This is a genomic window from Aureibacillus halotolerans (genome assembly GCF_004363045.1).
In the GTDB taxonomy this organism is placed as follows: Bacteria; Bacillota; Bacilli; order Bacillales; family DSM-28697; genus Aureibacillus; species Aureibacillus halotolerans.
Window position 1 is genome coordinate 85,560 of the sequence record NZ_SNYJ01000012.1, and the last position, 24,620, is coordinate 110,179.

Below are 24,620 nucleotides of genomic sequence, written 5' to 3' on the forward strand. Positions count from 1 at the left end.
GTAATGTGACACCTGTCATAAGTTGAAGAAGAGAAATCCTATATGAACGGAGGCAGAGTATCGAACATTGGAGGTAGTCGAGGCGCATGTGTCATTTTAAGGGGAGTGCATGACAATTCACATAAGCAAACAGAGCTGCTCTAAAGTCATTGGTAGTGACTTTTTGAGCAGCTCTAGTGTTACGTTGCTTTTAGCGAATGAATCATTGATCCATTTGCACGTTTGCCAAAAAGAGCAATCTCACAACCCGAAAAATTCCTTTTGTCCAAATTGGCCATGAGATGAATCGCCCCAAATTTGATTGACGAGCTTGCCATTCTTGTATAGGCCATAGTGGAAAATGATACGACCAGCGTCATTGGTTTGCTTTTCAATCAGTTTGACTTCTTCAGGCACTTTACCGAGAAGCGGATCATCGAGCACGAGACGCTTCATCTCATCATCCGTAAACGGTTGAGCGTAAGGCTCATAGGTGAAGCCATCAATTTTCCCTTGCACCAGTGAATAGGTATATATGCCGGGCTTCGCATACCCTGATTCTGTGCCGATTACTTTAAAGGAAACATGCTGTTTACTATCCCCATTTAAATTCTCAATACTTGTTGACCACGGAATACGCTGAGCAAAACTAAACGGCAATGTGCTTGGAGGCTCCAAAAACACTCCTGGGTTTTCTTCGTATAAATGCTTCCAATGCGCTAGGCGATCGAAGGTGTAATATTGAAGTATGTCATCTTCTAACTCTGAAAATGGCGGATGCACGTCTAAAACTTCTTTGTTTAGTAACTGAAGGATCGTCCGCTCAGCCTGCTCAATTTTATTCATCACCACTGTGAGGGAGTCATCTTGCTGCTTCCAGCTTCTAATGTTCGCCAAGATCGTTGCCACCTCGGCGCGCGTGACCGCTTTTTTTGGGGAGAACCGACCATCGGCGTACCCGTTCAAAATTCCTTCCTCACTTAGCGAAGTTATCCACCGCTGTACGAGTGGTGTCGTGTTCTCTGCATCCGAGAAAGACGTAGCCTTGTCAGCGAGTGGCAGATTTAATCCACGCGCAAGCAATACGGCAACTTCCTCACGAGTGATGACCGTATCTAGGTTGATTGAGTTGTTTAATGGATGCTCGATCAATCCCTCTTGAAATGCAGTGGTGACATAGGATTCATTCCAGCTGTTTCCAGCATGTGGCTCATCCACCTCTAGCTCCAACACATCAATGAGCATGGAAAGAAACGCTCTGTACGTGACTTTCGAATCTGGCGCATAGCTGTGATCAGCGGTCTGCCTAAAGGAGGTGTTGTTCTCCTTGGCTGCTGAGATGGCGTCGTATGCCCAGTGTGTACTCTCATTCGCATGGACGACGCCTGGAAGGGATGAAAACACCAATGTGCACGACAAAAATGGAGCAACAAAGCTTTTCATGACATCACTCTCCTCTTTTTTTTAATGTTCTGTCATCTATGGTACAGGAAAAGTTCTCCAATGTCATGAGAGGATGCTCAGAACGCGTCCGTAGCTCTGCCGATGTGATGGTCGGTTAGGAGCTTATGCAAGGACAATAGAAGAAATGCATTGGAACGGAGCAGATTATCAATTCGTAGGAAAAGCGAGCCGTGGTGACAGGCTCGCTTTACTGTTTGCTATATCCTCATCGCGTGTGCATCTTGTTGTAGGCTTTGCTACTGTCTGAAGCAAATCAGCAAGTTTATTGTCCTCGCTCAGTCGAATCAAGGGCAATGACCTGAACATGCACTTCCAGCGTCTGGTTGCCTCCTTGATACACGCCTTCGACTGGACTGACGTCACTATAATCACGAGCTGAGCCAATACGCACGTGGTTCATTAGCACCTCCACGTTGTTTGTCGGGTCAAGACCAACCCAGCCGATTCCTGGAACCATGACTTCAACCCAAGCGTGACTGGCAACATCGCCAACAAATGAAGAATTCTCCTCAACGTATAAGTAGCCGCTAACATAACGAGAAGGAATCGATTGTGAACGAAGGATGCTGAGCATCACGTGTGTAATGTCTTGACAGACCCCTTGTCGCATAGCGAATGCTTCAGCTGCTGTTGTTTGAACGTTGGTCGATCCGGGCGTATAGACAATCGTTTCATGCAGATAAGCCATTGTTCGTAACGAGAAGGAGATAGGGTCGTCAACAGGACCAATCTCCCTCAATGCTTCTTGGATCTGTGATACATTCAGCGTTGTATAGGCGGTGTTCCCCAGAAACATAACATATTGTTTAGCGAACGTGTCCGATTGAAAGATGTCTTTCATCTCCGTTGAATAGGTTAAGCCTTGAATAAAGGGGCTTCTTTGCACGGAAACGAGCGACGTCGATTTAATGGCTAGTTCGCTATGAGGTTCGGCAATAAAAATTGTTTCAATGTTATTGCCCCAGACATCAACATGCTCTTTACGCAAAGGCAAAGGATGAACGTCATTTTGATAGGACATGAGACGTTGGCATTCATCAGCACGCGGTTTAAGGCGGAGGGTATTGAAACTTTGAACGACTGGTTTTTCATAATAGAAAAGATTTTGATGAATAATTTCATACTCCATAGATTGCACCTCTTTGCCGGGACTGTGCTCTCGAGAGCTGAGAGCTGGTGAACGCGCTACATGACCTTTATAGCGCTTTGGTGAAAAAAATGGGTGTTCTCCTGAGTTTGAACAGACGTTTCTAACTGTCTAAGGTGCCCACGTAATCGTCCCGTAAACACAGTGATTTTTTGGTGCTCCAATTGATCAAGTGCTGCTTTTGCTCTGTCTAGGCAACACTTCACAGAGCGCGGATAGTTTTCTCCAAAGGTCAAGAATTGAAGAAGGTCATCCATATTAGACATCGACAGCAGTTGATGGGAACATGCTTCTCGTGCTCCAGCCAGTACCATAATCAACTGGTAAGCTTCGTCATTAGACAGGGCACCACGTTCCTTGCGTTCCTGTATGGTATGGAGAATCCTCAAGGTATGCTCTGCTCGTTCAATCCACGTACCAAACGCCATCAGGTCATAGGCTTCTGTACGCGCTAAATTGGACTCCAAAATCCCTTGGGAAGCGTAACCGATAAGGCGAATATCTCGTAGCTTTCCTAACAGGTTGGTACGTTGAGAAAGGCCTTCGTCAGAATAGCGAATTGATAAATACCCTTCGTTAATAATGCGCCAATAATCACCAGGGAGAAGGTCACGGGTGCGCCGTGTATTTTCGCGTGCAATTTGAATGCATTGGAAAATTGAACTGGTGTTTTCCATAGAAGTGGTTAAATACGTGTAGACAGCCTCTTCATCAAATTGCCCATTGACCTTCAAAGCCTCTGCTTCTTCTGGCGAGGTAGAGATCTGCACATAGCTTTCCCAATTTTCGGATGTTTGCAGAGAAGGGTCTTCATGTATTTTCACTTCAAGAACCCTTGCATTGTTTGAGGCTCTTTCGACGTTTCGTGCAGTCCAATACAAAAGCTCAGCCGTTCTCGATAACATAGCTTTACACTCCTTACACTACTGATTTTTATCCGAGGTCTGTGTTCAAACCTTTACTCATGGATGACCCACGTATCTTTCCCACCGCCACCTTGGGATGAATTGACGATGAGCGACCCTTCGCGAAGGGCGACTCTAGAAAGGCCACCAGGAATGATGTTGATGTCGTTTCCCGCAAAAGCAAAAATGCGCAAATCAACGTGACACGGGTAAAAACGGTCGTTTTGATACGCATGCAACCGTGACAGGCTCATCGTTGGTTGGGCAATATACTGCTCAGGGAACTGCTGAATTTTTTCGCGGAATGCGTTCAATTGAGACTCCTCCGCATGTGGACCAATGAGCATGTCATATCCTCCAGATGCCGCCACGTTCTTAACAACGTAACGATCCAATCGTTGCAGCACCATCTCTTTTTGCTCTTCATCACTGAGGAGAAACGTAGGGACATTTTTCAAAAGAGGCTCCTCGTTTAGATAGTAGCGAATCATTTCAGGGACATAGGCGTAGAGCGCTTTATCATCGGCTGCCCCGTTACCGATCGGGTTAAGAATGCTTACATTCCCTTTTTTATAGGCCTCAATAACACCAGGAACACCGAGAAGCGACTCCTTACGAAACACAGTCGGATCGAGATAATCATCATCGATACGACGATAAATAATATCCACTCGTTGAAGCCCGAAGATCGTTTTCATATACACTTTATCGTCACGGCAAAGCAGATCCTGATTCTCGACTAAATCTATGCCAAGTTGCTGTGCGATAAATACATGGTCATAATACGCAGAATTGTAGGCGCCAGGTGTAAGTAGGACAGCACAAGGGTCGTTCGAAGCATGTTTTGGTGCGTGGGCATAAAGCGACTCACGCAAGAGATGCAAATGCATTTCTAAGTCCTTGACGGGCTGCTGCCGCAAAAATTCTCCGTACACTTTTTTCGTAACAGCACGATTTTGATACACATAGGACAAGCCAGACGGGTTACGTAAATTGTCCTCCAGAACATAATACTCGCCAGAATCATCACGAATCACATCAATACCAGCAAGAAAAATATGATTGTTCAAAGGAATATCAATGTCTCTAATGGCAGAAAAGGTTTTTATGTAAGGAGCGAGAAAGGCACCGGGCACAATGCCGTCCTTGACAATATTCTGTTGTTTGTAAATGTCTTCAAGGAAATGGTTTAACGCTCGTACGCGCTGTTTGACGCCAGCGTGGATAAGGCGCCATTCTTGGGGAGGGAGGATAAACGGTATAAAATCAAAAGGCATCGTTCGTTCCGTACCTAAGTCATCTTGATAGACGGTAAAGGTGATGCCATGATTGAGGAAGTGCTGTCTAGCTGCTTCTTGCTTCTTACGGATGTGGTCTTGATTTGAATTGAGGAGCACATTATACCATCGTTCATAATGAAGCCGAGGAGACCCGTCTTTTTGAAACATTTCTTCATAGTAGGTCGACGATACTGAGGAATTAATGGCCACCATCCGCGATCATACCCTTCTTTAGAAAGTTCATATAGTCGTATTACCCTCGATGGATAATATTCAAACATTTGGATAAATTTCATAAATATAGATTTTATTTCTGATATTCATCGGTCCGAAAGATGTACTTAAATAAATTTTGCCAACGACAACGCTCACTTCTAAAGATATATTCCATATTATTTAGTAAAGTCCTGTACATAGCACTCCTTTTTGAGAGGTTCTGCGATGAAAAAATGCTCATTCTCCTAATCGGTGCTTTGCAAAATGCCTTTCTGCCGATGTGTCATGCCGACAATATCGTTTCAATAATTTACCTGCCGACCATTGTTCAGAATGTTAACGTTGCAGGCGATAAAAGCAATTCATTTTCATTTGCTTAAGGATAAAGCTGGTTTATACTGTTTGCAAAACATAAAAGAGAGGAAAATAAAATGCCAGATCTTCATGAGTTGATTACACTGGTAGATGCAAAGAAGGAGACGCTTGAACATGCTGCGAAAACCATATGGGAATTCGCTGAGTTGCGTTTTGAAGAAACGAAATCGTCTAAGCTCTTAAGTCAGCTGTTGGAGCAAGAAGGCTTTCACGTGGACTACGGTGTTGCGGAGCTATCCACAGCATTCGTCGCGTCTTATGGGAGTGGGGCTCCAGTCATTTCGTTTCTTGGAGAATTTGACGCATTGTCATCATTAAGTCAAAAGGGGAACGTGTCTCACCAGGAAGCCCTTGTCGAAGGGGAGAGCGGTCACGGCTGTGGGCATCACTTGCTTGGGACGGGGGCGTTATCTGCGGCGGTAGCGGTTCGTCATTATCTTGAGAGCCATCAGCTTCCAGGAACAGTCCGTTATTATGGGTGTCCTGGGGAAGAAGGAGGCTCCGGAAAGGCCTTTATGGCGAGAGAAGGGGTTTTTGATGACGTGGACGCCGCGATTACTTGGCATCCGGGTACCTACAACGCCGTTATGGCAATGGAGTCTTTGGCTAATTATCAGGTTGCCTTTCATTTTAAAGGCAAGGCGTCACATGCTGCTGGTAGCCCTCATTTAGGACGCAGTGCCTTAGATGCCGTTGAGCTTATGAACATTGGCGCAAACTATTTGCGTGAGCATATGGTGGATGAAGCTAGAGTTCACTATGCCGTAACCAATGCTGGTGGCGCATCACCAAATGTCGTACAGCCAGATGCCGAAGTACTGTATCTCATTCGGGCCCCTGAGCTTCATCAAGTCGAAGAATTATATCGTAGAGTTCAGAAAATTGCAGAAGGCGCAGCACTCATGACAGAAACGACAGTCGACGTCCGTTTTGAAAAGGGCTGCAGCAATTTTATACGCAATGAGGTCATGGAGGAAGTGATGAACGAAGCCTTTCAACAAGTGCCTCAAGTGACCTTTACAGAGGAAGAACAGGCGTATGCGGCTGACATGCAGAAAACCATAACCACAAATGAAAGAGCAGGATTTCTAAAGGAAATTGAAGGTCTGCTTTTAGACGAGCATCTGCATCTGCTGGATGATCTAAAAACGAGTTCGCTAGTGTCAGACATTGTCCCGACGTCGCCAAGGAAAAAAGCACGATTGTACGGCTCTACAGATGTGGGTGATGTGAGCTGGCTGACGCCAACCGTTCAATGTTGGGTGACGTGTTATACAGCCGCTACCCCATTTCATTCATGGCAAATGGTCACACAAGGGGTTGCGCCACTTGCGTACAAAGGAATGAGGCAGGCTGCACTCATTATGGCTAGTACAGCCCTTCGCCTCTTCGAACAGCCAGAACTCATAGAAAGGGCAAAAGCAGCGCATCAAAAGAAGCTTGCACATACGCCGTATCAATGCCCCATTCCAAAAGGAATCCAGCCCTCCACTATTCGACGTTCGTAAAGACAGGAGAGTCAATCATTAAATGAGTTTTGTGTAAACAATCATGGCTCCTGGAATCGTTAGCGCCATGACACAAAATAGGACAACGAGCACCTGAGTTGAACTGAGCGTTACCGGTCCAAGGGGACCGGTTAGTAAATACAGAAACGCAATGGAGGCAAATAGAACAAAATGATTGATGATCATTGATTTTCCGATAATTGCTTTTGAACGTTCATCCCTTGGAAATAGATGTGGTGAAAGGTATGCGAGCATAAGCATATTTATTCCCAGAGCTAATTGCATCAAAGCATCTGGGAACTCACCACGGGATAGATCCGGGTAATTGATGTAAATGCTTACTCCAATTAAAGCAGTACCTACAATCAAATAGGCCACCCGTATTTGCTTGCTGTTTTTCGTTCCGATCATAGGTTAGTCCTCCTCGTAAACGAAGATCTCTTCAATCTGGCAATGAAAAAGACGCGCTAGTTTAAAGGCCAATGTGATGGAAGGATTGTAGCGTCCTTTCTCAAGTGAAATAATTGTTTGTCTTGACACGTCCAGTCGGTTCGCCAAATCATCTTGTGTGAAATCGTGCTTAGCACGCAAATATTTAATATGATTCTTCAACTTTTCACCTGCTTGAAAGTAAAGTGAACTATACGTAAAGTTCACTTTACATTACGAGTTCATTCACGTCAAGAGTTGTCATTCAATGAACTAACGGAATTGACAAAGTACCGGTGGTGTCTCATGGAGAAGAGGTGAGGCAAAAGGGGGAGAGCCGGACCATAGCAGTCCGGCTCACTTTAGTAGTTGCTATTCTTGATATCGTCTGACCTTCAAGAGTAACGTCGTTATATCTGAAAGTGGTTTTTTGACGAGCGTGGTTCTTCCGACAGAATACGTTGTAGTATTGACTTTTCATAGTAGGAAAAATCGTTATCATGTTCTCGTGGTCGTGCGAGTGCAATAGTTTGGTCTAGGGCAATCCTGCCTTCTTCAATTAGGATGACACGATCCGCAAGCATCACTGCTTCAGACACATCATGTGTGACGAGGACAGCGGTAAATTGCCGCTGTTGCCACAACCGTTCCACGAGCCTTTGCATTTCAATTCGTGTGAGTGCATCGAGGGCGCCGAGCGGTTCATCAAACAATAACAGCTTTGGGTCGCCGACGAGTGCTCGCGCAAGGGCGACACGTTGTTGTTGACCGCCAGAAAGGTGAGCGGGCCATTCCTTCACTTTATCGGCCAAGCCCACTTGTGCCAAGGCATTCGTAGCCTGCTCACTCGCTTCTTTGGCAGGTAGCTTTGGCAGACTTAGCTTGACATTGTCCAGTACACTCTTCCACGGCAGCAGTCGACTTTCCTGAAACATAACGCGACTATCTGGCCGTATGCCAAGCACAGGTGCGTCGTTAACGGTCAATTCGCCATCGCTTACTGCTTCAAGTCCGGACATAACGCGCAACAGCGTACTTTTCCCACAACCGCTCCGTCCGACAACGGCAACAAACTCACCGGGATGTATGGTCAGGGATACATTATTCAGTACGGTGGTCTGTCCAAAACGCTTTTCGACATGTTCAAGCGTGACAGTGACACCAACGTGATTACGGTCACTACTTATCGCGTGCCGTGGTGAGGATGCCATCGCAACCACCTCTTTTCTAACCATTTCGCCATCGAATCGGACAGTTTTCCTAGAAAGGCGTAAACGAGAATACAGAAGACTACAACGTCAAGCTGATAAAATTCGCGCGCGTCCATCGCCATGTAGCCGATGCCGGAATCCGCTGAGATGGTTTCTGCGACAATGAGTGTGAGCCACATGATGCCGAGGGCAAAGCGAAGCCCGACAAGAATGGAAGGTAGTGCGCCAGGTAAAATGACCGTACGGTAAAGCTCGAGCTTTTTTAATCCATAAATCTTCCCCATCTCAATCAGTCCAGGATTGACCGAACGGATGCCATGCAGTGTATTTAAATAAATCGGGAAGGCGACACCAAAGGCGACGAGAAAAATCTTTGCCTCCTCATCAATGCCAAACCAAGCAATGACGAGAGGGATGAGTGCGAGATGCGGAATGTTTCGTGCCATTTGAAACGTCGAATCCGTCATTTTTTCGGCCGCTGGTGAAACGCCGTTAAGCAAACCAAACAAAAAACCGATCCCCCCGCCAATGGCAAAACCAACAAAGGCGCGCATGGCGCTAATAGATACGGCCGAGAGGAGCTCGCCGGAAACGAGTTTCTCAATGCCTGCTTGCACGACCGCAATCGGCGTCGGCAGCACACGTTCTGAAATAAGCCCAAGCATGCCAAAGATTTGCCAGAAAATGATCAGAAGGAGAGGGATAAACCACGGAAGTAGTGCTTCTTTTGATCGAGTCAACGTCATTCCTCCTTTCTGCTCATGAGCCTGATTTGGATGTCGGAGGCTTGACGTTGGCGATCAATTCGCCGAAAGGACTAATTGAACTTGGTCCCTTAGGTATGGAAGGAGTATCAAGATTGAGCTTCGGGAATAACAGCTCTGCCACACGGTAAGCTTCTTCTAGGTGTGGATAGCCTGAAAGAATGAGTGTCTCAATGCCAAGTTCTTCGTATTCTTTAATTCGCTCTGCGACGGTATCAGGGTCGCCGACTAGCGCTGTGCCAGCACCACCACGCACAAGACCAACCCCTGCCCATAAATTCGGATAGATTTCGAGATCGTTTCGACTCGTTTGATTTAGCTGCGACATTCGCTGTTGCCCGACAGAATCAAAACGAGCAAAAATCCGTTGGGCATCCTCAATGGCCGCTTGATCAACATGTCGAATCAATGCTTCAGCATCTTTCCAAGCTTGTTCTTCTGTTTCACGAACAATGATATGCAACCGCATGCCGAAGCGGACAGTGCGCCCTTCCTTCGATGCAGCTGCACGAACTTTAGCGATTTTTTCCTTTACCGCATGAGGGGGCTCTCCCCAAGTAAGGTACACTTCCGAATGCTTGGCAGCCACATCAACCGCAGCATCAGAGGAGCCTCCAAACCAAAGGGGAGGATGAGGCTCCTGCAATGGAGGATACACGACTTTCCCCCCGTCAATCTTCAAATGCTTGCCATCAAAGTGCACGGTTTCACCAGCCAGTTCTTTCCGCCAAATGTGCAAAAACTCATTGGTTAGCTCATACCGTGTGTCGTGATCGAGGAACAGACCATCTCCAGCTAGCTCGACAGGATCACCACCTGCGACGACATTGATGAGTAAACGGCCGCCGGATAAACGGTCAAATGTTGAGGCCATCCTCGCGGCGACTGTAGGAGACATAAGACCAGGTCGCACTGCAACGAGGAACTTAAGACGTTCTGTGACCGGGAGAAGCGTAGATGCAGCAATCCAAGGATCTTCACAAGAGCTCCCTGTTGGCAGGAGAACACCCTCATAGCCAAGAGCGTCTACTGCCTGTGCAATTTGTCGCATATATTTCGCATCGACGGGGCGTGCACCATCTGTTGTTCCAAGGTAGCGGCCATCGCCGTGTGTCGGGATAAACCATAAAATCTTCATGATGTCACTCCTCGTTTAGTAATGTTTCTTCAATGGAAAGCTTCTCAGGAATAATCTCTAACTCATAAAACGTATCCGCAATGTCCTGTTGTGCTTGCGCGACCTCGTCGCTCATAAGCGTCACACCGTACTCACGTCGTTCTGCCGCCAACTCTAGCGGGGCAACATCAATGCCGAGTTGTGGAGACAATAAAGCTGCCATTTCTTTTGGGTTTTCCTTGGCCCATTGATCGACTTTGTCGGATTCTTCTAGAATGATATCAACGATGTCAGGATGGCTTTCGGCAAATTCACGTGAGGCAATATAAAACTCATGGTTGCTGACTAAATCTGTGCCATCGGCGATGATTCTAGCGCCAGTTGCTTCCTGGGCTGCCGCAAAGAAAGGATCCCAAATGACCCAAGCGTCCACGCTCCCTTTTTCAAAAGCAGCACGGGCATCGGCTGGTTTTAGATAGCTAGTCTCAATGTCTTCATAGGCGATGCCTTCCCGCTCAAGCAGCTTGACTAAAAGATAGTGCACATTGGAGCCTTTGTTTAGAGCAATATTCTTTCCTTTTAAATCTGCGACTGTCTGAATCTCTGAATCCTTCGGCACAATCACCGCCTCTGCTTTCGGGCTTGCAGGTTCGTGGGCGAGATAAACAAGTGGCGTGCCAGCGGCTTGGGCAAAAATTGGTGGCGACTCCCCAGTATGACCCACATCGAGACTACCAACGTTGACCGCTTCTAATAACTGTGGTCCACCAGGGAATTCTGTCCATTCTATGGAAATGCCTTTCTCTTCTAGTCGCTCGTCCAGCGTTCCTTTCGCCTTCAGAATATTAATTGTTCCATATTTTTGAAAACCAATTCGGATTTCAGATAATGCCTCCTCACCACTTGTGGCTTGACCACATCCGGCAATGAGGAGAAGAAGAACGAGAGACATAAGGCAGGTTGCTCTTCCTAAGAAACTTTTTTTCGATTTTTTATGCTGTACCATGCTGCTCCTCCTTGGACAAAACGTTTCTCGGATGGGAAAAAATAAAGCCCCCCTCTTTGCCCATAGCGATGCTACGACAAAAAGGGAGGCTTCCGGTGTTCCGGTCAGACCGTCTTGTGATTAATTTTTAGTTTTTTTATAGGAATTATGAGGTTTATAGTATCACCAGTGGTTTTGTCCTGTCAATAGCGTATTTATTATTAAAGTTTAATTTATGAGACAAGGCGTTATTATGATCAGAAGGAAGTGAGCCGAAATCGAGGAGAAGTGAGCCCAAATGAGGAAAGTGAGCCGAAATCGAGGAGAAGTGAGCCTAAATGAGGAAAGCGAGCCGAAATTCGGTCAAAGTGAGCCGAAAAAGTCAGAAAGTGAGCCGATAACGGAGGAAAGTGAGCCGAAATCGAGGGGAAGCGAGCCCGAATGAGGAAAGCGAGCCGAAATTCGGTCAAAGCGAGCCGATAACGGAGGAAAGCGAGCCGAAATCGAGGAGAAGTGAGCCCGAAATGTCACGAAGCGAGCCAAACAAAGTCGCATCCCAAAGGAAAAAGCTGCCCACAAGTGAGCAGCTTTTTCTAGAAACGTCTTATTGCTTTTGCAAGCTGACAAGTTCCACGCATGTGCAAAAGACGCGCATCGCCTTGTCGAGCTCTTCGACCGTTGGGAAGGACGGGGCAATGCGGATGTTTCGGTCAAGGGGGTCCTTGCCATAAGGGAACGTGGCGCCAGCATTCGTTAATACGACACCCGCTTCTTTGGCGAGGCGTACAACCTCTTTGGCACAATCGTTCAACGTATCGACACTGATAAAGTAGCCGCCATCTGGTGCTGACCAGGTCGCAAGGTCTTTGCCGCCTAATTGTTCTTCAAATACTTCAAAAACTTTGTCAAACTTAGGTTTTAGAATGTCAGCATGCTTTTGCATATGTTGAACGACACCTTCTGCATCTTTAAAAAAGTGCAGGTGTCGCACTTGGTTAATCTTGTCTGGCCCAATCGTTTGCATAGCCAAATGCTTTTTAATGGCGTCTATATTTTCTTTGCTGGCAGCCAAAGCAGCGATGCCGGCCCCCGCAAATGAAATTTTAGATGTAGACACAAAGGCAAAAATGCGGTCGCTATGACCATTTGCCTCACAAGCGGTAAAAATATTATTAAATGTTGCCGGACGGTCAGTCAAATAATGGACAATGTACGCATTATCCCATAGGATGCGAAAGTCTGGTGCCTTCGTTTCCATTTTTGCAAGGCGTTCGATCACCTCGTCCGAAAACACTGAACCTGTTGGATTGCTGTATTTCGGCACACACCAAATGCCTTTAATTGTCTCATCCTCTGCAACAAGTGATTCAACGGCAGCCATATCAGGCCCATCATCTGTCATGTCCACAGGAATCATTTCAATGCCAAAATGCTCACAGATCGAAAAATGACGGTCGTATCCTGGCGTTGGACAGATAAATTTCACCTTTTGCTGGCCCCATGGCGCATTACTGCCTCTCACTCCGTGCAAAAGCGCGCGTGCAATTGTGTCATGCATGAGGGTAAGGCTGGAGTTTCCGCCAACAATCACTTCGTCAGTCGTGACACTAAGGAGATCGGCAAATAATTTTTTCATTTCAGGCAGACCGTCGAGGCCACCGTAATTTCGAATATCCACGCCACTTTCTGTGACCATCGCGTCTTTTGAAGAAGGGTAGTCCAGCATCGCGTTTGATAAATCGAGTTGCTCGGGGCTAGGTTTTCCTCGTGACATGTCGAGCTTCAAGTTTTCTTGCTTGTATGTGGCATAGGTGTGCTGCAATTGCTTTAATCTGCTCTCTGATTGTGCGTCCAAGTAAAGTCCTCCATTTCCCAAGCGGGTTGTTCTTTTCTTCTATTGTAAACTTCATTTGGCGTAAGTCAATTCGCATTTCTGTGAACCGGTGGCATTCGATTTCAAAAAACTGGAGGAACTATTTTGCTTGAAATTTAGGTGACTCCCTATATAATTAAGTTACTTACTTATCTAAATAGGGGTGGTAAAGCTTGAAGCAGGAAAGCGAAGCATTATATCAGGCGATACATAAACTCAGACGCAAGGGCACTGAGATCCAGGAGCAATATGAGGATCATACAGCAAACGAATTTCGCATACTACATTTATTGAAAATGCATCCTGAAGGGATGAAGGTGTCCGACGTAAGCACAAAACTAGAGGTGACCTCTCCGTTTGTGACACAGCTGATTAATTCTATGGAAAAACAGGGCGTCATCGATCGGCGACGGTCGTCGGATGACCGTCGTGTTGTCATGCTGATGCTAACGGACAAAGGGGAGCAAGCGGCACGAAAAATCGAAACATATATGCATCACTTTTTTGATGGCCTTGTTGCTTATCTGGGGGATGAGGAAAGCCGAAAGCTGACAGAGCTTCTTCATCATGTCTTTGATTACTTGGACACACAAAAAAAACAACGAGAGGAGGACGCAAAATGAAACAATTGCTGCCTTTCCTAAAACCTTATAAAGGGCAGGTTATTCTCATCCTAATCGGCACACTTGCCGGCATTCTATTAGAGCTGTATTTGCCTACATTAATGGCTGATGTCGTCAATAATGGCATCGTCAATGGAGATATTCCTTATATTATTCAAACAGGGGGTTGGATGATTGCCTGTGCTGTACTGGCTGTTCTTTTAACCGTAGGCGTCAGCTTTTTGGCTTCACGTGTTTCTCTAGCGTTCAGCCGTGATGTCAGAAGAGAACTGTTTGTTCACGTCGAGCATTTTTCACTAGAAGAATTCGATAAAATCGGAACTTCCTCCTTAATTACGAGATCCACGAATGACGTGAAGCAAGTGCAGGATGTTCTGAATATGATTTTGCGGATGATGACGAGGGCTCCTTTTATGCTTATCGGAGGTATTATTTTTGCCGTGTCCATGGACGCCACGCTGTCGATTGTCTTTTTTACAGCTCTGCCTGTGCTAGCTGGGTTGATTATTCTTATTGCCCGCAAAGCCATCCCGTTGTTTGGCGAGATGCAGAAGAAAACAGATCGGCTTAACTTATTGCTGCGTGAGACGTTAATTGGAACAAGAGTGGTTCGTGCTTTTAACCGCGTGACATTTGAAAAACAACGATTTAATAAAGCCAATGAGGCCTTTCGTGACACTGGGATTCGCGTCGGTCATATTTTGGCATACATGTTTCCGGTGATGATGCTTGTAATGAACATTACAATGATCGCTCTCATCTGGTTTGGTGCCATCCGAATCGATGCAGGCGCTTTGGAAGTAGGGACATTAATGGCCTTTATGCAATACGGCATGATGATTATGTTTTCATTGATTATGCTATCAATGGCCTTTGTAATGATCCCACGAGCACAAGTATCAGCGAAACGAATTCTTGAGGTGCTCGACATGCAAGCGAGCATTCATGACCCTGCCAATGCAAAGCAACAAACAGGAAACGGACAGATTGAATTTAATCATGTCACATTCCGTTACCCAGGTGCTGAACGACCTGCGCTTGATGACGTGTCCTTCGTTGCCAAACCTGGAGAAACAACCGCCATTATCGGAAGTACGGGGGCAGGGAAAACCTCTTTGCTTCATCTGATTCCACGTTTTTATGATGTGGAAAACGGCCAGGTGCTCATTGATGGTGTCGATGTAAGAGACATGGCACAAAAGGATGTTCGCAAAAATCTTGGCTATGTGCCACAAAAGGCCTCTTTATTCTCAGGAACGATTGCGGAGAATGTACGTTTTGGGAATAGTGATTTATCTGATGAGGCCATAATGGACGCATTAGAAACAGCGCAAGCAAGCGATTTTGTGAAAGACAAGGAGAACGGTCTTCAGGCAGATATCTCCCAAGCAGGGGCGAATTTATCAGGCGGCCAAAAACAACGTCTTTCCATTGCCCGCGCTCTGGCAAGAAAGCCAGCGATTTATTTGTTTGACGACAGCTTTTCAGCGCTTGATTACAAAACAGATGCTCGCCTGCGAAAAGCGTTGCAAGAAACGACGGTAGATGCGACGATCCTTCTCGTTGCGCAGAGAGTGAGTACAGTGGAGAATGCAGACCAGATTATCGTACTCAATGAAGGAAAAGTGGCTGGGATCGGAACTCACCAGGAGTTGCTTGCCAGCAATCAAATTTATCAGGAAATCGTAAACTCGCAGCAATCAGAGGGGGAGAGTGCATGACGGAGAAAAAACATACGAACCAAGGCCATAGTCGCGGCCCGGGGGGCATGGTTCCCGTTGAAAAGCCGAAAGAGTTTAAACGAACATTGCGTCGGCTCGCAGGCTATTTGCGCCCCCACACAAAAATGCTTATCTTCGTTGCCGTTGCGTCTCTGTTAGGGACATTATTTAATGTCATTAGTCCATGGCTTCTCGGCCTCGCCACAACGTCGCTGTTTACTAGTTTTACAAATGGTACAGGTGTTCAGTTTGCTTATATCGGTGAGCTCCTGCTCTTGCTAGTTGGCTTGTATATTGTCGCTTCACTATTTATGTTTCTTCAGCAATATCTCATGGCGACTATTTCGCAACAAACCATTGCCAGCCTGCGAAAAAAGGTCAATGAAAAGCTCTCGCGTTTGCCGTTGCAGTATTTTGATCGTCATTCCCATGGGGATCTGCTAAGCCGTGCGGTCAATGACATTGATAATATCAATACATCCATGCAGCAGGCGTTAACGCAGATTATTACATCCGCATTTACCATCGTCGGCATTATCATTATGATGCTCACGATTAGCCCGTTGTTAACTCTTGTCGTTTGCATCACGATTCCATTGAGTGCGCTAGTGATTAAACTGATTGCCGGTCGCTCACAACGCTATTTTAAAGGACAACAAACAGAGCTCGGAACCGTGAATGGTCATATAGAAGAAATGTTTGGCGGACATCAAGTCGTCAAAGCGTATGGGCACGAAAATGAAGCCATCCAACGTTTTGATGAAATGAATGAAAAGCTCTACACAGCTGGCTGGAAGGCGCAGTTTATTTCAGGAATTATGATGCCAATGATGACGTTTATCGGGAACATCGGCTACGTGCTCGTCAGTATTGCAGGCGGTATTCTTGTCATTACCGGAGGCCTTCAGATCGGTGGCGTGCAGGCGTTTATCCAGTATACTCAGCAGATCACACACCCAATGGCTCAAGCGGCAGGGATTGCAAATATGATTCAAACCGCTTTGGCCTCTGCCGAACGGATCTTCACCTTGCTTGACGAAGAAGAAGAAGTACGTGAAACGCCAAAAGCTGATGCGATGGAAGGACTAAAAGGAAGAATCACCTTTGACGATGTCACTTTTGGGTATGACGCAGAGCACCCTGTCATCCGTGGTGTCGACCTTGATGTCCAGCCAGGCCATACCATTGCAGTGGTCGGGCCAACCGGGGCAGGAAAAACGACGCTGATTAATTTGCTCATGCGCTTTTATGACGTTGATGATGGCCACCTTTTACTAGATGGCAAGGACGTGAGAGAGCTAAGTCGAGAGCAGCTGCGAAGTTGTTTTGCCATGGTGCTGCAAGACACATGGTTGTTTAAAGGAACCATTCGTGAAAACATTGCGTACGGTCGCGAAGGCGCCACGGAGGACGACATTGTCCAGGCAGCAAAGCATGCGTATGCGGATGACTTTATCCGTACCTTACCAGATGGTTATGACACTGTCCTTGGGGAGGATGCCTCCAATATTTCTCAAGGCCAACGACAGCTACTAACTATCGCTCGTGCCATCCTCTCGAATCCAATGATTTTGATTTTGGATGAAGCGACAAGCAACGTCGACACGCGCACTGAAATGAACATCCAAAAAGCAATGAAAGATATGATGGTTGGTCGAACGAGTTTTGTCATTGCCCATCGCCTGTCCACCATCCGTGACGCCGACCGTATTCTCGTAATGGACAAAGGCAATATCATTGAGCAAGGGTCACATGACGAACTCCTTGCCCTCGGCGGTTTTTATGCCGATCTGTATCATAGCCAGTTTGCTGAGGTCGGGTAAGAAAGCATAATGCAAATGGCGCGAATGCCAATGAAAAAGCAGCGGTCCGCTGAAAAGGCCGCTGCTTTTGCTTGTATTAAAATTCGTAGTCAGAATAACCGAGAAATCCTGTATCTGCATTGACCCATAGTTCAGCTACTTTCTCACCATTCACGTAATCACCATAAACATAAAGTGTTTCGCCATCTTCATTTAATTCACTGCCCTCAGAGGTTAACTCTCCTTGAAGATCCTCCATGTATATGCTTTCATGCACTAACCGTTCAGCTTCATATGCTGTAAGGCTAATGAATGCTGTTCGGTTAGTGATTTCATCAATTTTCCAGATCCCATCATCAAATCGCATGACGTAGTTATACATCCCAAACGGGGCTCCAGAAGCTGCAGTTTCAGCCACCTTGGCCTGAAAGGTTAGGGAGGTAGGCGTATATTCTGTAATGGTTGCTGTCCAAGGGATGCCTTGTGCAGTATACGGAAGTAATCTTGCGGCTTCCAAAAGTACTCCAGGAGAATTGTTGTAAATGGTTCTCCAATGATCTAACTGGTTTTTCGTATAGTGTTCCAGTACTTCGTGTTCAAGTTCTGCAAAAGCGGGGCGGTCATCTGCAAGCGGCGTCTCGACGAAGACATCTAAAATCGCCTCTTCATGAGATACAATCGTTTGTGCGATTTGCTTTGTGAGGTCTTGTAGCTCAATCACTTTGATAAGGGCCGTTGACGTTTCAGCTACCGTTACAGGACGATTCGGCGCAAAAGTGTTATCACCTACGCCTTGCAAAACGTGCGTCTCCGTTACAGCACTAATCCAACCATTCGAAAAAGACGACAGCTCTTTCGTGTCTTCGTAAAGAAAAGAGCCGTTTAAAGGAGTAAGATCCAACGCGCCGCCAATCCAAGCAGCCATCGTCGAGCGCTGAATGGGTTCCTCCCATTCAATCTGGTCTTCCTGTTCAGACAACATGAGATCAAGTTTGATCGGCCATTCGGTAGAGTGATTTTTTTCGAGAGAATTGATCAGCATCGTTCGAAAAGCCTCGTGCGTCAGAATCTGTTCCGGTTCAACCGATTCTTCAATAATACCTTCAGACATGAGTTTTTGAATTGCCGGTGTCCCCCAATGGGTTTCAGCCGCTTTGGCGTCGTAAGGAATACTTAATGATAATACCACGCAAAGGACAACACACCGCATCAATCCCTGTCTCATTCTATCCCCTCCACGTCGGATTTGTTTGTGTTAATTATACCTTTATTGGATGTATTTGTCATAGGTGGTGATGATCTTTAGCAAATGAAAAGAAAGATCGTCGCCTTTTTGAGGGTATACTTGATCTATGTTTGCTTAAAGGAGAGGTTGAAGATGACGCTTCAGATTACCCCTTATTTTTTGATGCCAGGAAACGCGAATGAAGCTATTGAATTCTATCGTAATGTGCTAGGTGCAGAGCTAGTAGAAAAACAGACGTATGCAGATGCAGGCATTCCATGTCAAGATGCGATAAAGGAACATATTGCTCATGCGCTACTAAAAGTCGACGATTCCGTACTTCAATTTTCCGATTCCCCGACGATTCCAACAGAGCCAGGCAGTTTATTAAACCTCTCCATTACAAGCCCTGATGTGGAGAAAACCAACCAAGTGTTTGCACAGCTTGAGGACGGCGGAACCGTTCGACATGCATTAGAAAAGACAGCATTTAGTCCTGCTTTCGGCACCGTAACAGATCGGTTTGGGGTCACGTTTACAATCATGACGTTGCCATAGGAACAGCACCGGCGATGAACCAACGATCGCTGGTTTTTTAATGCTCAAACATGAAAAGCCTAATGGAAGGGAACGAATGGAGGAAGTAAAATTGTTAGAATTAATAAAAAACAATGATCAATTGGATTTATGAGATAAAATTGATTTGAATAAAAGACGTTGTATGAAATCGTCTGCGTGTTTCACGATTTTTTTCAATTTTCTTTACGTTCACATGAGTGACGAAAAAGGGTTGAAAATAAAAGAGCCACGATTGGAGGAATGTCTTGTGAAAACCTTTAAAAACCCTATTATTCCCGGAATGTATCCCGACCCATCGATCTGCAGAGTTGGAGAAGATTATTACTTAGTCACTTCGAGCTTTGAATATTTCCCTGGTGTTCCAATTTTTCATAGTAAGGACCTCGTGAATTGGCGCCAGATCGGTCATGTGTTGGACAGGCCTGAGCAATTGAATCTCGATCAAACACCAACCTCTCGAGGCATCTACGCTCCTACCATTCGATATCATGAGGGTGTGTTTTACATGATTACGACGTTTGTGGTTGCTGATAAAGGTGCCAGGAAGAACTTTTACGTGACAGCGACAGATCCAGAGGGGGCATGGTCTGACCCGCATTGGTTAGAGGATGCGCCAGGCATCGATCCATCGCTATTTTTTGATGATGATGGAAAGGTGTACTATACCGGTAATCGTCAGCCTCCAACTGGACAAAAATACAATAAACATAATGAAATTTGGTTACAAGAGCTGGATCTTCAGAAAAAACAGCTCGTGGGACCAAAATACAGTCTCTGGGATGGGGCATTAAAAAATGCGCATGCTCAAGAGTCTCCTCATTTGTATAAAATAAATGGCTGGTATTATCTAATTATCGCTGAAGGTGGGACAGGGTACACGCATGCAGTGACCATTTCACGAAGTAAGCAGATCACCGGGCCTTATGAAATGACGGAAACCAATCCAATCCTGACTCACCGGCATCTTGGGAGACATCACCCGATTGTGAATATTGGCCATGCCGATATTGTTGAGACACAGGAGGGTGACTGGTGGATGGTCTGCCTCGGATCTCGGCCGTATGGTGGATATCATCGTAATCTAGGCAGAGAAACGTTTCTCGTTCCGTTTATTTGGGAAAATGATTGGCCAATTGTGAACCCAGGTAAAGGCGTCGTTGAGGAAGTAATGACGTTTCCAGCGCTAAAAGAACAACGCTGGCCCACATCACCTGCCTCGGATTCATTTGAAGCAGAAAAATTGGATGACCGATGGAACTTTTTGCGAACGCCTCGAGGAGATTTCTGGTCCTTAAATGAAAGACCTGGTTTTTTAAGACTAAAGGCGAAAAAAGAGACCATTATGGAAGAAGAAAATCCTGCATTTGTTGGCAGGAGACAGCAGCACATCAATTTCTCGGCTCAATGTGTCATGGAATTCAAACCTGAAACGGCATATGAAACAGCAGGGATGGTCTTGTTGCAAAATCATAAGTATCAGTTTCGTATGGAGGTCTTCCTAGCAAATGGACAGCCAAGTATTCGATTGATCAAAAGAGAAGATGGTGTAGAAGAAGTACAAGCAACACAAGACATTCAGTCGAACAACATCTATATCAAAGTAGAGGCGATTGGTCAGGCGTATGATTTCTATTTTGCAGAAAGACCTTCTAATTGGATCACGTTGGCAAAAGACATGGATGGGACGACGTTAAGCTCGGATAAAGCAGGAGGTTTCATCGGAGCCTATATAGGGATGTATTGTTCTTCAAATGGACAGGAGAGTCAGAACGCTGCAGACTTTGACTGGTTTGACTACCAAGAAATACATTAATTTTAAACAGACACTAGCGAGGCTTAGCTAAGCGTAGAACAGTTACCGCTCCATGACTTAATTTACAAGAATTCATTTACTCTCAATCATGTAAAACGGATTGGGAGTCTTTCTATGTAAGCGAAGCGATTGTATTCGCGCAGTAGGCCAGTGAAACCGCGCAGTAGCCGGCGTTTTCCGAGCATGTATTGTAATAATCCGCACATAAAAAGGTTTTACCCGCGCACTATAGTCAAATCCGCGCAATCCTAGCCCTAAGCCTTGCGTTTTTATTCTGAAGCACTCACTCTAAAACGTCTTATTAGACACTCCTTTTTTCCTCCCGATCTCATCCGTATCCGTGCATAACACCTCAAAATTAAAACATCCAGTAAGATTCAAGGATAGTTTCGTAGTTTCTCTGGATTGTCTTCCCATTAGAATAGATTACAATTTACTGTAAGCGCTTAATAAAAGGGGGATAACAATGAAACATGTAATGAATAGTCTACTTTTTGCTGTACTGCTCATTGCTTTAACAGCATGTGGTAGTGGGGGTTCAGAACAACAGAGTGAAGCTTCTGATGGAGCGGTAGAGCTGACGTTGTGGACGGATTGGACAGAGGATCGTCCGGAGAATACAGCTTACAAGCAAACCATTGAGAAATTTAACCAAGAGCATGAGGATATCAAAGTCACGATCGAAGCGATTCCACATGATCAATACGAAACAAAGCTACGTACGCAAGCGGCAGGGAAACAGTTGCCTGATATGTTCCGCGTATGGCCAGGAGCACGTCTTGAGCCACTAGCAAAAGGTGGAGCGACATTGCCTCTAGATCCGATTATGGACACATGGAAGGACGTCATTCCAGAAAGTGCATTAAAAGCTTATCAATATGATGGTACACAGTATGCGATTCCTGCCAACATTAGCTTAACTAGCTTAATCTATTATAGAAAAGATATGGTTGCCGATGCAGGTTTTGAGACATTTCCAAAAACATATGACGAGTTGAAAGCGCTTATTACAGCGTTAAATGACGCAGGCACAACACCAATCGCTCTTGGAAATAAATCCATTTGGCCACTACAATCAGTGTACATTTCAACCATTGCTGATCGTTTTACAGGAAGCGATTTTCTTCCAAACGTACTGAGTGGAGAAGGTACATTCGAAAATCCATTGTTTGTTGATTCCCTTGCTGTTATTGATGAAATGACAAAGCTTAACGCCTTTAATTCAGATTTGAATACAATTGACGAGTCACAGGCGAGAGGAAAGTTCATTGCAGGAGATACAGCGATGCATTTTGCTGGCTCATGGGCAATTGGACCAATTTTAGATAGTATTGAAGATCTTGATAATATCGGTGTTGCCCCATTCCCATCCTTTGCAGGAGGAGAAGGTGATCCATCTGCGATTGCCGGGAGCGCTGGTGGAGCGATTGCGCTAAGCAGTCAGCTTGAAGGTGAGAAACAAGAAGCAGCATTTACATTCATGAAGTATTTCTATAGCGATCCATTGTATCAAGAGCTTGTGAAAGCCAATATTGTAGTTCCGGTAGAAGTAGAGGTTGGCGATGACGTGCCAGCAGTATATCAAGAAGCAAATGCATTAATGCAGGGCGGAATAACGCCAGTCTATGATGCAACGTTGTCTCCTGAGCTTACCGATCTTATTAACAATGGCTTGCAGTCCATTACGCTTGGCGATATGACGCCAGAGGAACTAGCTAAAAAAATGCAGGAAGCCAACGAGTCGGCGCAAGAATAATCACTAATAAGCAACTCGTCGAATATACAACATTAAATTTAGCAGGTTGCCGATTTGTGGCAACCTGCTTATGTGGGGAGGTTCGTTATGCATAATTCTATGAAACGTTCTTGGTTTATTGTTCTCGGTTTATTGCCAGCCTTGCTCGTTTACACAGTGTTTGCCATTTTACCGATTCTGCAATCCTTTTATTATTCATTGATGGAATGGGATGGCTTTTCAGACATGGTGTTTGTAGGACTGGATAACTTTAAGGAGCTTTTTCAAGACGAGCTTTTTTGGAACTCAATGAAAAACAACGTCTTGGTTGTTTTAGCGTCTGTCTTAGGCCAAGTGCCAATCGCGCTGTTTATTGCACTCTTGCTTAATCGAAAGCTGAAAGGGCTAAAGTTTTTCCGAACGATAGGATTTTTGCCTGTCGTCCTTTCAACGGTTGTTATCTCCATCACTTGGGGATTGATGTACAACTTCGAGGATGGGCTCTTTAACGTCTTTCTTCGTACGGTGGGCTTAGACGCACTAGCACAGAACTGGCTAGGCGATACAACATGGTCTATGCCATCTGTTTTAGTGACAGTCATTTGGCAATTTATTGGTCTTTATCTTGTCATTTTTATGGCCGCGCTGCAAAATATTCCTGAAGAAGTGCTTGAAGCCGCACGTATGGATGGGGCAAACGAGTGGACAACAACATGGAAGATTACGTTACCAATGATTTGGGACACGGTGATTGTAGCCGTTATTCTATGTATCTCAGGAAGTTTAAAAACATTTGATTTACTCTATGTAATGACCAACGGTGGGCCAGCCCATTCGACAGAAGTCATGGCGCTCTATATGTTTAATCAAACGTTTGGTCAATTTCAATATGGCTACGGCAGTGCCATTTCAGTGCTTATTTTTGCATTTAGTTTATTGCTTATTTTTGTTGTGACACGTCTGTTAGGTAAGAAAATGTTATAGAATGGAGGAAGTCATATGTCGCGTGCAATACCTCTTCAGACGAAAAAAAAATGGTCGATCAAACGAGGCCTGATTTATTTGGTTTTGTCATTGTTCGCCATTGCTAATGCGTATCCAATCCTTTGGATGATGATGAATTCGTTTAAATCGTCTAAAGAATTTACGGTTGATCAACTTGGTTGGCCAGATCAGTTTGTGTTGGATAATTACATTAATGCATGGAATACAGCAAATTTTGGTGTATTGTTTGGCAATAGTATTTATGTAACAATCGTAGCAACACTGCTCACAGTGTTTATGGGCGCTTTGGCATCGTATTGTTTGGCGCGGTTTTCATTTAAACTGAACAATATCATGCATACGTATTTTGTTTTTGGCATGCTCGTTCCAATCCATGCAACACTTGTTCCAATGTTTATATTAATGAGAGATCTGGGATTACTAGACACTCCGGTCACTTTGCTTTTCCCTTATATTGCTTTCCACTTGCCAATTACGATCTTTATTTTGACAAGCTTTATGAAGGCCTTTCCAAAGGATATTGAGGAATCAGCGGTTATGGATGGCTGTGGGCTTTTTCGTATCTTTTGGTCCATTATTCTACCAATGTCTCGCCCAGCCATCGCCACAGTGGTCATTTTAAACTTGATTTACAACTGGAATGAATTTTCATTCGCGCTTGTTTTGATTACAGATCCAATGCTAAAGACGCTACCGCTTGGACTGGCCAGCTTTGCGGGTCAGTACACGACTGATTACGGTGCACAGATGGCAGGTTTAACCCTTTCAGTTCTCCCGATCATTGCGTTCTATTTGTTCATGGAACGTGAAATTGTTCGTGGAATGACGGCAGGTGCCGTGAAAGGCTAAAAAACATTAACAATA

General features: G+C 45.3%; 21 protein-coding genes. 9 read left to right on the top strand and 12 right to left on the bottom strand.

Annotation, left to right across the window (positions count from 1 at the left end; all coding sequences use genetic code 11):
* Positions 1-240: 240 nt before the first annotated feature.
* The 4 genes from EV213_RS14010 to EV213_RS14025 all read right to left on the bottom strand — a co-directional run bounded on the left by EV213_RS14010 (position 241) and on the right by EV213_RS14025 (position 4,988).
* The gene (locus tag EV213_RS14010) at positions 241-1,422 is read right to left on the bottom strand and encodes an S-layer homology domain-containing protein (protein WP_133581175.1); all 1,182 of its coding nucleotides are present in this window, start codon (positions 1,420-1,422) and stop codon (positions 241-243) included.
* Between the two features lie 283 nt (positions 1,423-1,705).
* Positions 1,706-2,572: a transglutaminase family protein gene (locus EV213_RS14015; protein ID WP_133581176.1), complete on the bottom strand. Its 867-nt coding sequence runs from the start codon at positions 2,570-2,572 to the stop codon at positions 1,706-1,708.
* A 56-nt stretch (positions 2,573-2,628) separates the two neighbouring features.
* Entirely contained in the window at positions 2,629-3,495 is an 867-nt protein-coding gene (locus EV213_RS14020) for an alpha-E domain-containing protein (protein WP_133581177.1), read from the bottom strand.
* A 53-nt stretch (positions 3,496-3,548) separates the two neighbouring features.
* The gene (locus EV213_RS14025) at positions 3,549-4,988 is read right to left on the bottom strand and encodes a circularly permuted type 2 ATP-grasp protein (RefSeq protein WP_133581178.1); all 1,440 of its coding nucleotides are present in this window, start codon (positions 4,986-4,988) and stop codon (positions 3,549-3,551) included.
* Between the two features lie 434 nt (positions 4,989-5,422).
* Here EV213_RS14025 and EV213_RS14030 point away from each other — a divergent pair, with 434 nt between their 5' ends.
* A complete protein-coding gene (locus tag EV213_RS14030; protein ID WP_133581179.1) occupies positions 5,423-6,874 on the top strand; it encodes a M20 family metallopeptidase in 1,452 nt (483 codons plus the stop codon).
* A gap of 18 nt (positions 6,875-6,892) precedes the next feature.
* Here EV213_RS14030 and EV213_RS14035 read toward each other — a convergent pair whose 3' ends face one another.
* The 7 genes from EV213_RS14035 to EV213_RS14065 all read right to left on the bottom strand — a co-directional run bounded on the left by EV213_RS14035 (position 6,893) and on the right by EV213_RS14065 (position 13,235).
* The gene (locus tag EV213_RS14035; protein WP_133581180.1) at positions 6,893-7,285 is read right to left on the bottom strand and encodes a hypothetical protein; all 393 of its coding nucleotides are present in this window, start codon (positions 7,283-7,285) and stop codon (positions 6,893-6,895) included.
* A gap of 3 nt (positions 7,286-7,288) precedes the next feature.
* On the bottom strand, positions 7,289-7,486 hold the full coding sequence (locus tag EV213_RS14040) for a helix-turn-helix transcriptional regulator (RefSeq protein ID WP_133581181.1): 198 nt from the start codon (positions 7,484-7,486) through the stop codon (positions 7,289-7,291).
* Between the two features lie 227 nt (positions 7,487-7,713).
* On the bottom strand, positions 7,714-8,514 hold the full coding sequence (locus tag EV213_RS14045) for an ABC transporter ATP-binding protein (protein ID WP_133581182.1): 801 nt from the start codon (positions 8,512-8,514) through the stop codon (positions 7,714-7,716).
* Positions 8,487-9,254 (bottom strand): ABC transporter permease subunit, encoded by a 768-nt coding sequence (locus EV213_RS14050; RefSeq protein ID WP_424923059.1) that lies wholly within the window; start codon positions 9,252-9,254, stop codon positions 8,487-8,489. The genes EV213_RS14045 and EV213_RS14050 overlap by 28 nt, the downstream gene beginning before the upstream one ends.
* 19 nt (positions 9,255-9,273) lie before the next feature.
* On the bottom strand, positions 9,274-10,416 hold the full coding sequence (gene ssuD, locus EV213_RS14055; RefSeq protein ID WP_133581184.1) for an FMNH2-dependent alkanesulfonate monooxygenase: 1,143 nt from the start codon (positions 10,414-10,416) through the stop codon (positions 9,274-9,276).
* Between the two features lie 4 nt (positions 10,417-10,420).
* On the bottom strand, positions 10,421-11,401 hold the full coding sequence (locus EV213_RS14060) for a sulfonate ABC transporter substrate-binding protein (RefSeq protein WP_133581185.1): 981 nt from the start codon (positions 11,399-11,401) through the stop codon (positions 10,421-10,423).
* 583 nt (positions 11,402-11,984) lie between these two features.
* On the bottom strand, positions 11,985-13,235 hold the full coding sequence (locus EV213_RS14065; protein WP_243740169.1) for an aspartate aminotransferase type Ic: 1,251 nt from the start codon (positions 13,233-13,235) through the stop codon (positions 11,985-11,987).
* A gap of 191 nt (positions 13,236-13,426) precedes the next feature.
* Here EV213_RS14065 and EV213_RS14070 point away from each other — a divergent pair, with 191 nt between their 5' ends.
* The 3 genes from EV213_RS14070 to EV213_RS14080 are packed head-to-tail and all read left to right on the top strand — an operon-like array spanning position 13,427 to position 17,420.
* Positions 13,427-13,876, top strand: coding sequence for a MarR family winged helix-turn-helix transcriptional regulator (locus EV213_RS14070; protein WP_133581187.1), 450 nt, complete (start codon positions 13,427-13,429; stop codon positions 13,874-13,876).
* Complete coding sequence (locus tag EV213_RS14075) at positions 13,873-15,597, top strand: ABC transporter ATP-binding protein (RefSeq protein WP_133581188.1); 1,725 nt, start codon at positions 13,873-13,875, stop codon at positions 15,595-15,597. Before EV213_RS14070 ends, EV213_RS14075 begins: the two co-directional genes overlap by 4 nt.
* On the top strand, positions 15,594-17,420 hold the full coding sequence (locus EV213_RS14080) for an ABC transporter ATP-binding protein (RefSeq protein WP_133581189.1): 1,827 nt from the start codon (positions 15,594-15,596) through the stop codon (positions 17,418-17,420). The genes EV213_RS14075 and EV213_RS14080 overlap by 4 nt, the downstream gene beginning before the upstream one ends.
* Before the next feature lie 76 nt (positions 17,421-17,496).
* Here the strand turns inward: EV213_RS14080 and EV213_RS14085 are convergent, their stop codons facing one another.
* The gene (locus EV213_RS14085; protein ID WP_133581190.1) at positions 17,497-18,624 is read right to left on the bottom strand and encodes an S-layer homology domain-containing protein; all 1,128 of its coding nucleotides are present in this window, start codon (positions 18,622-18,624) and stop codon (positions 17,497-17,499) included.
* A gap of 153 nt (positions 18,625-18,777) precedes the next feature.
* Between EV213_RS14085 and EV213_RS14090 the strand changes: the two genes are divergently transcribed.
* The 5 genes from EV213_RS14090 to EV213_RS14110 all read left to right on the top strand — a co-directional run bounded on the left by EV213_RS14090 (position 18,778) and on the right by EV213_RS14110 (position 24,605).
* Positions 18,778-19,182 (top strand): VOC family protein, encoded by a 405-nt coding sequence (locus EV213_RS14090; RefSeq protein WP_133581191.1) that lies wholly within the window; start codon positions 18,778-18,780, stop codon positions 19,180-19,182.
* 268 nt (positions 19,183-19,450) lie between these two features.
* Positions 19,451-21,016, top strand: a complete 1,566-nt coding sequence (locus tag EV213_RS14095) for a glycoside hydrolase family 43 protein (RefSeq protein WP_208112760.1) — start codon at positions 19,451-19,453, stop codon at positions 21,014-21,016.
* Between the two features lie 466 nt (positions 21,017-21,482).
* On the top strand, positions 21,483-22,772 hold the full coding sequence (locus EV213_RS14100; protein ID WP_133581192.1) for an extracellular solute-binding protein: 1,290 nt from the start codon (positions 21,483-21,485) through the stop codon (positions 22,770-22,772).
* A gap of 87 nt (positions 22,773-22,859) precedes the next feature.
* Positions 22,860-23,735 (top strand): carbohydrate ABC transporter permease, encoded by an 876-nt coding sequence (locus EV213_RS14105; RefSeq protein WP_133581193.1) that lies wholly within the window; start codon positions 22,860-22,862, stop codon positions 23,733-23,735.
* Between the two features lie 15 nt (positions 23,736-23,750).
* Positions 23,751-24,605 (top strand): carbohydrate ABC transporter permease, encoded by an 855-nt coding sequence (locus EV213_RS14110; protein WP_133581194.1) that lies wholly within the window; start codon positions 23,751-23,753, stop codon positions 24,603-24,605.
* Positions 24,606-24,620: the final 15 nt, after the last annotated feature.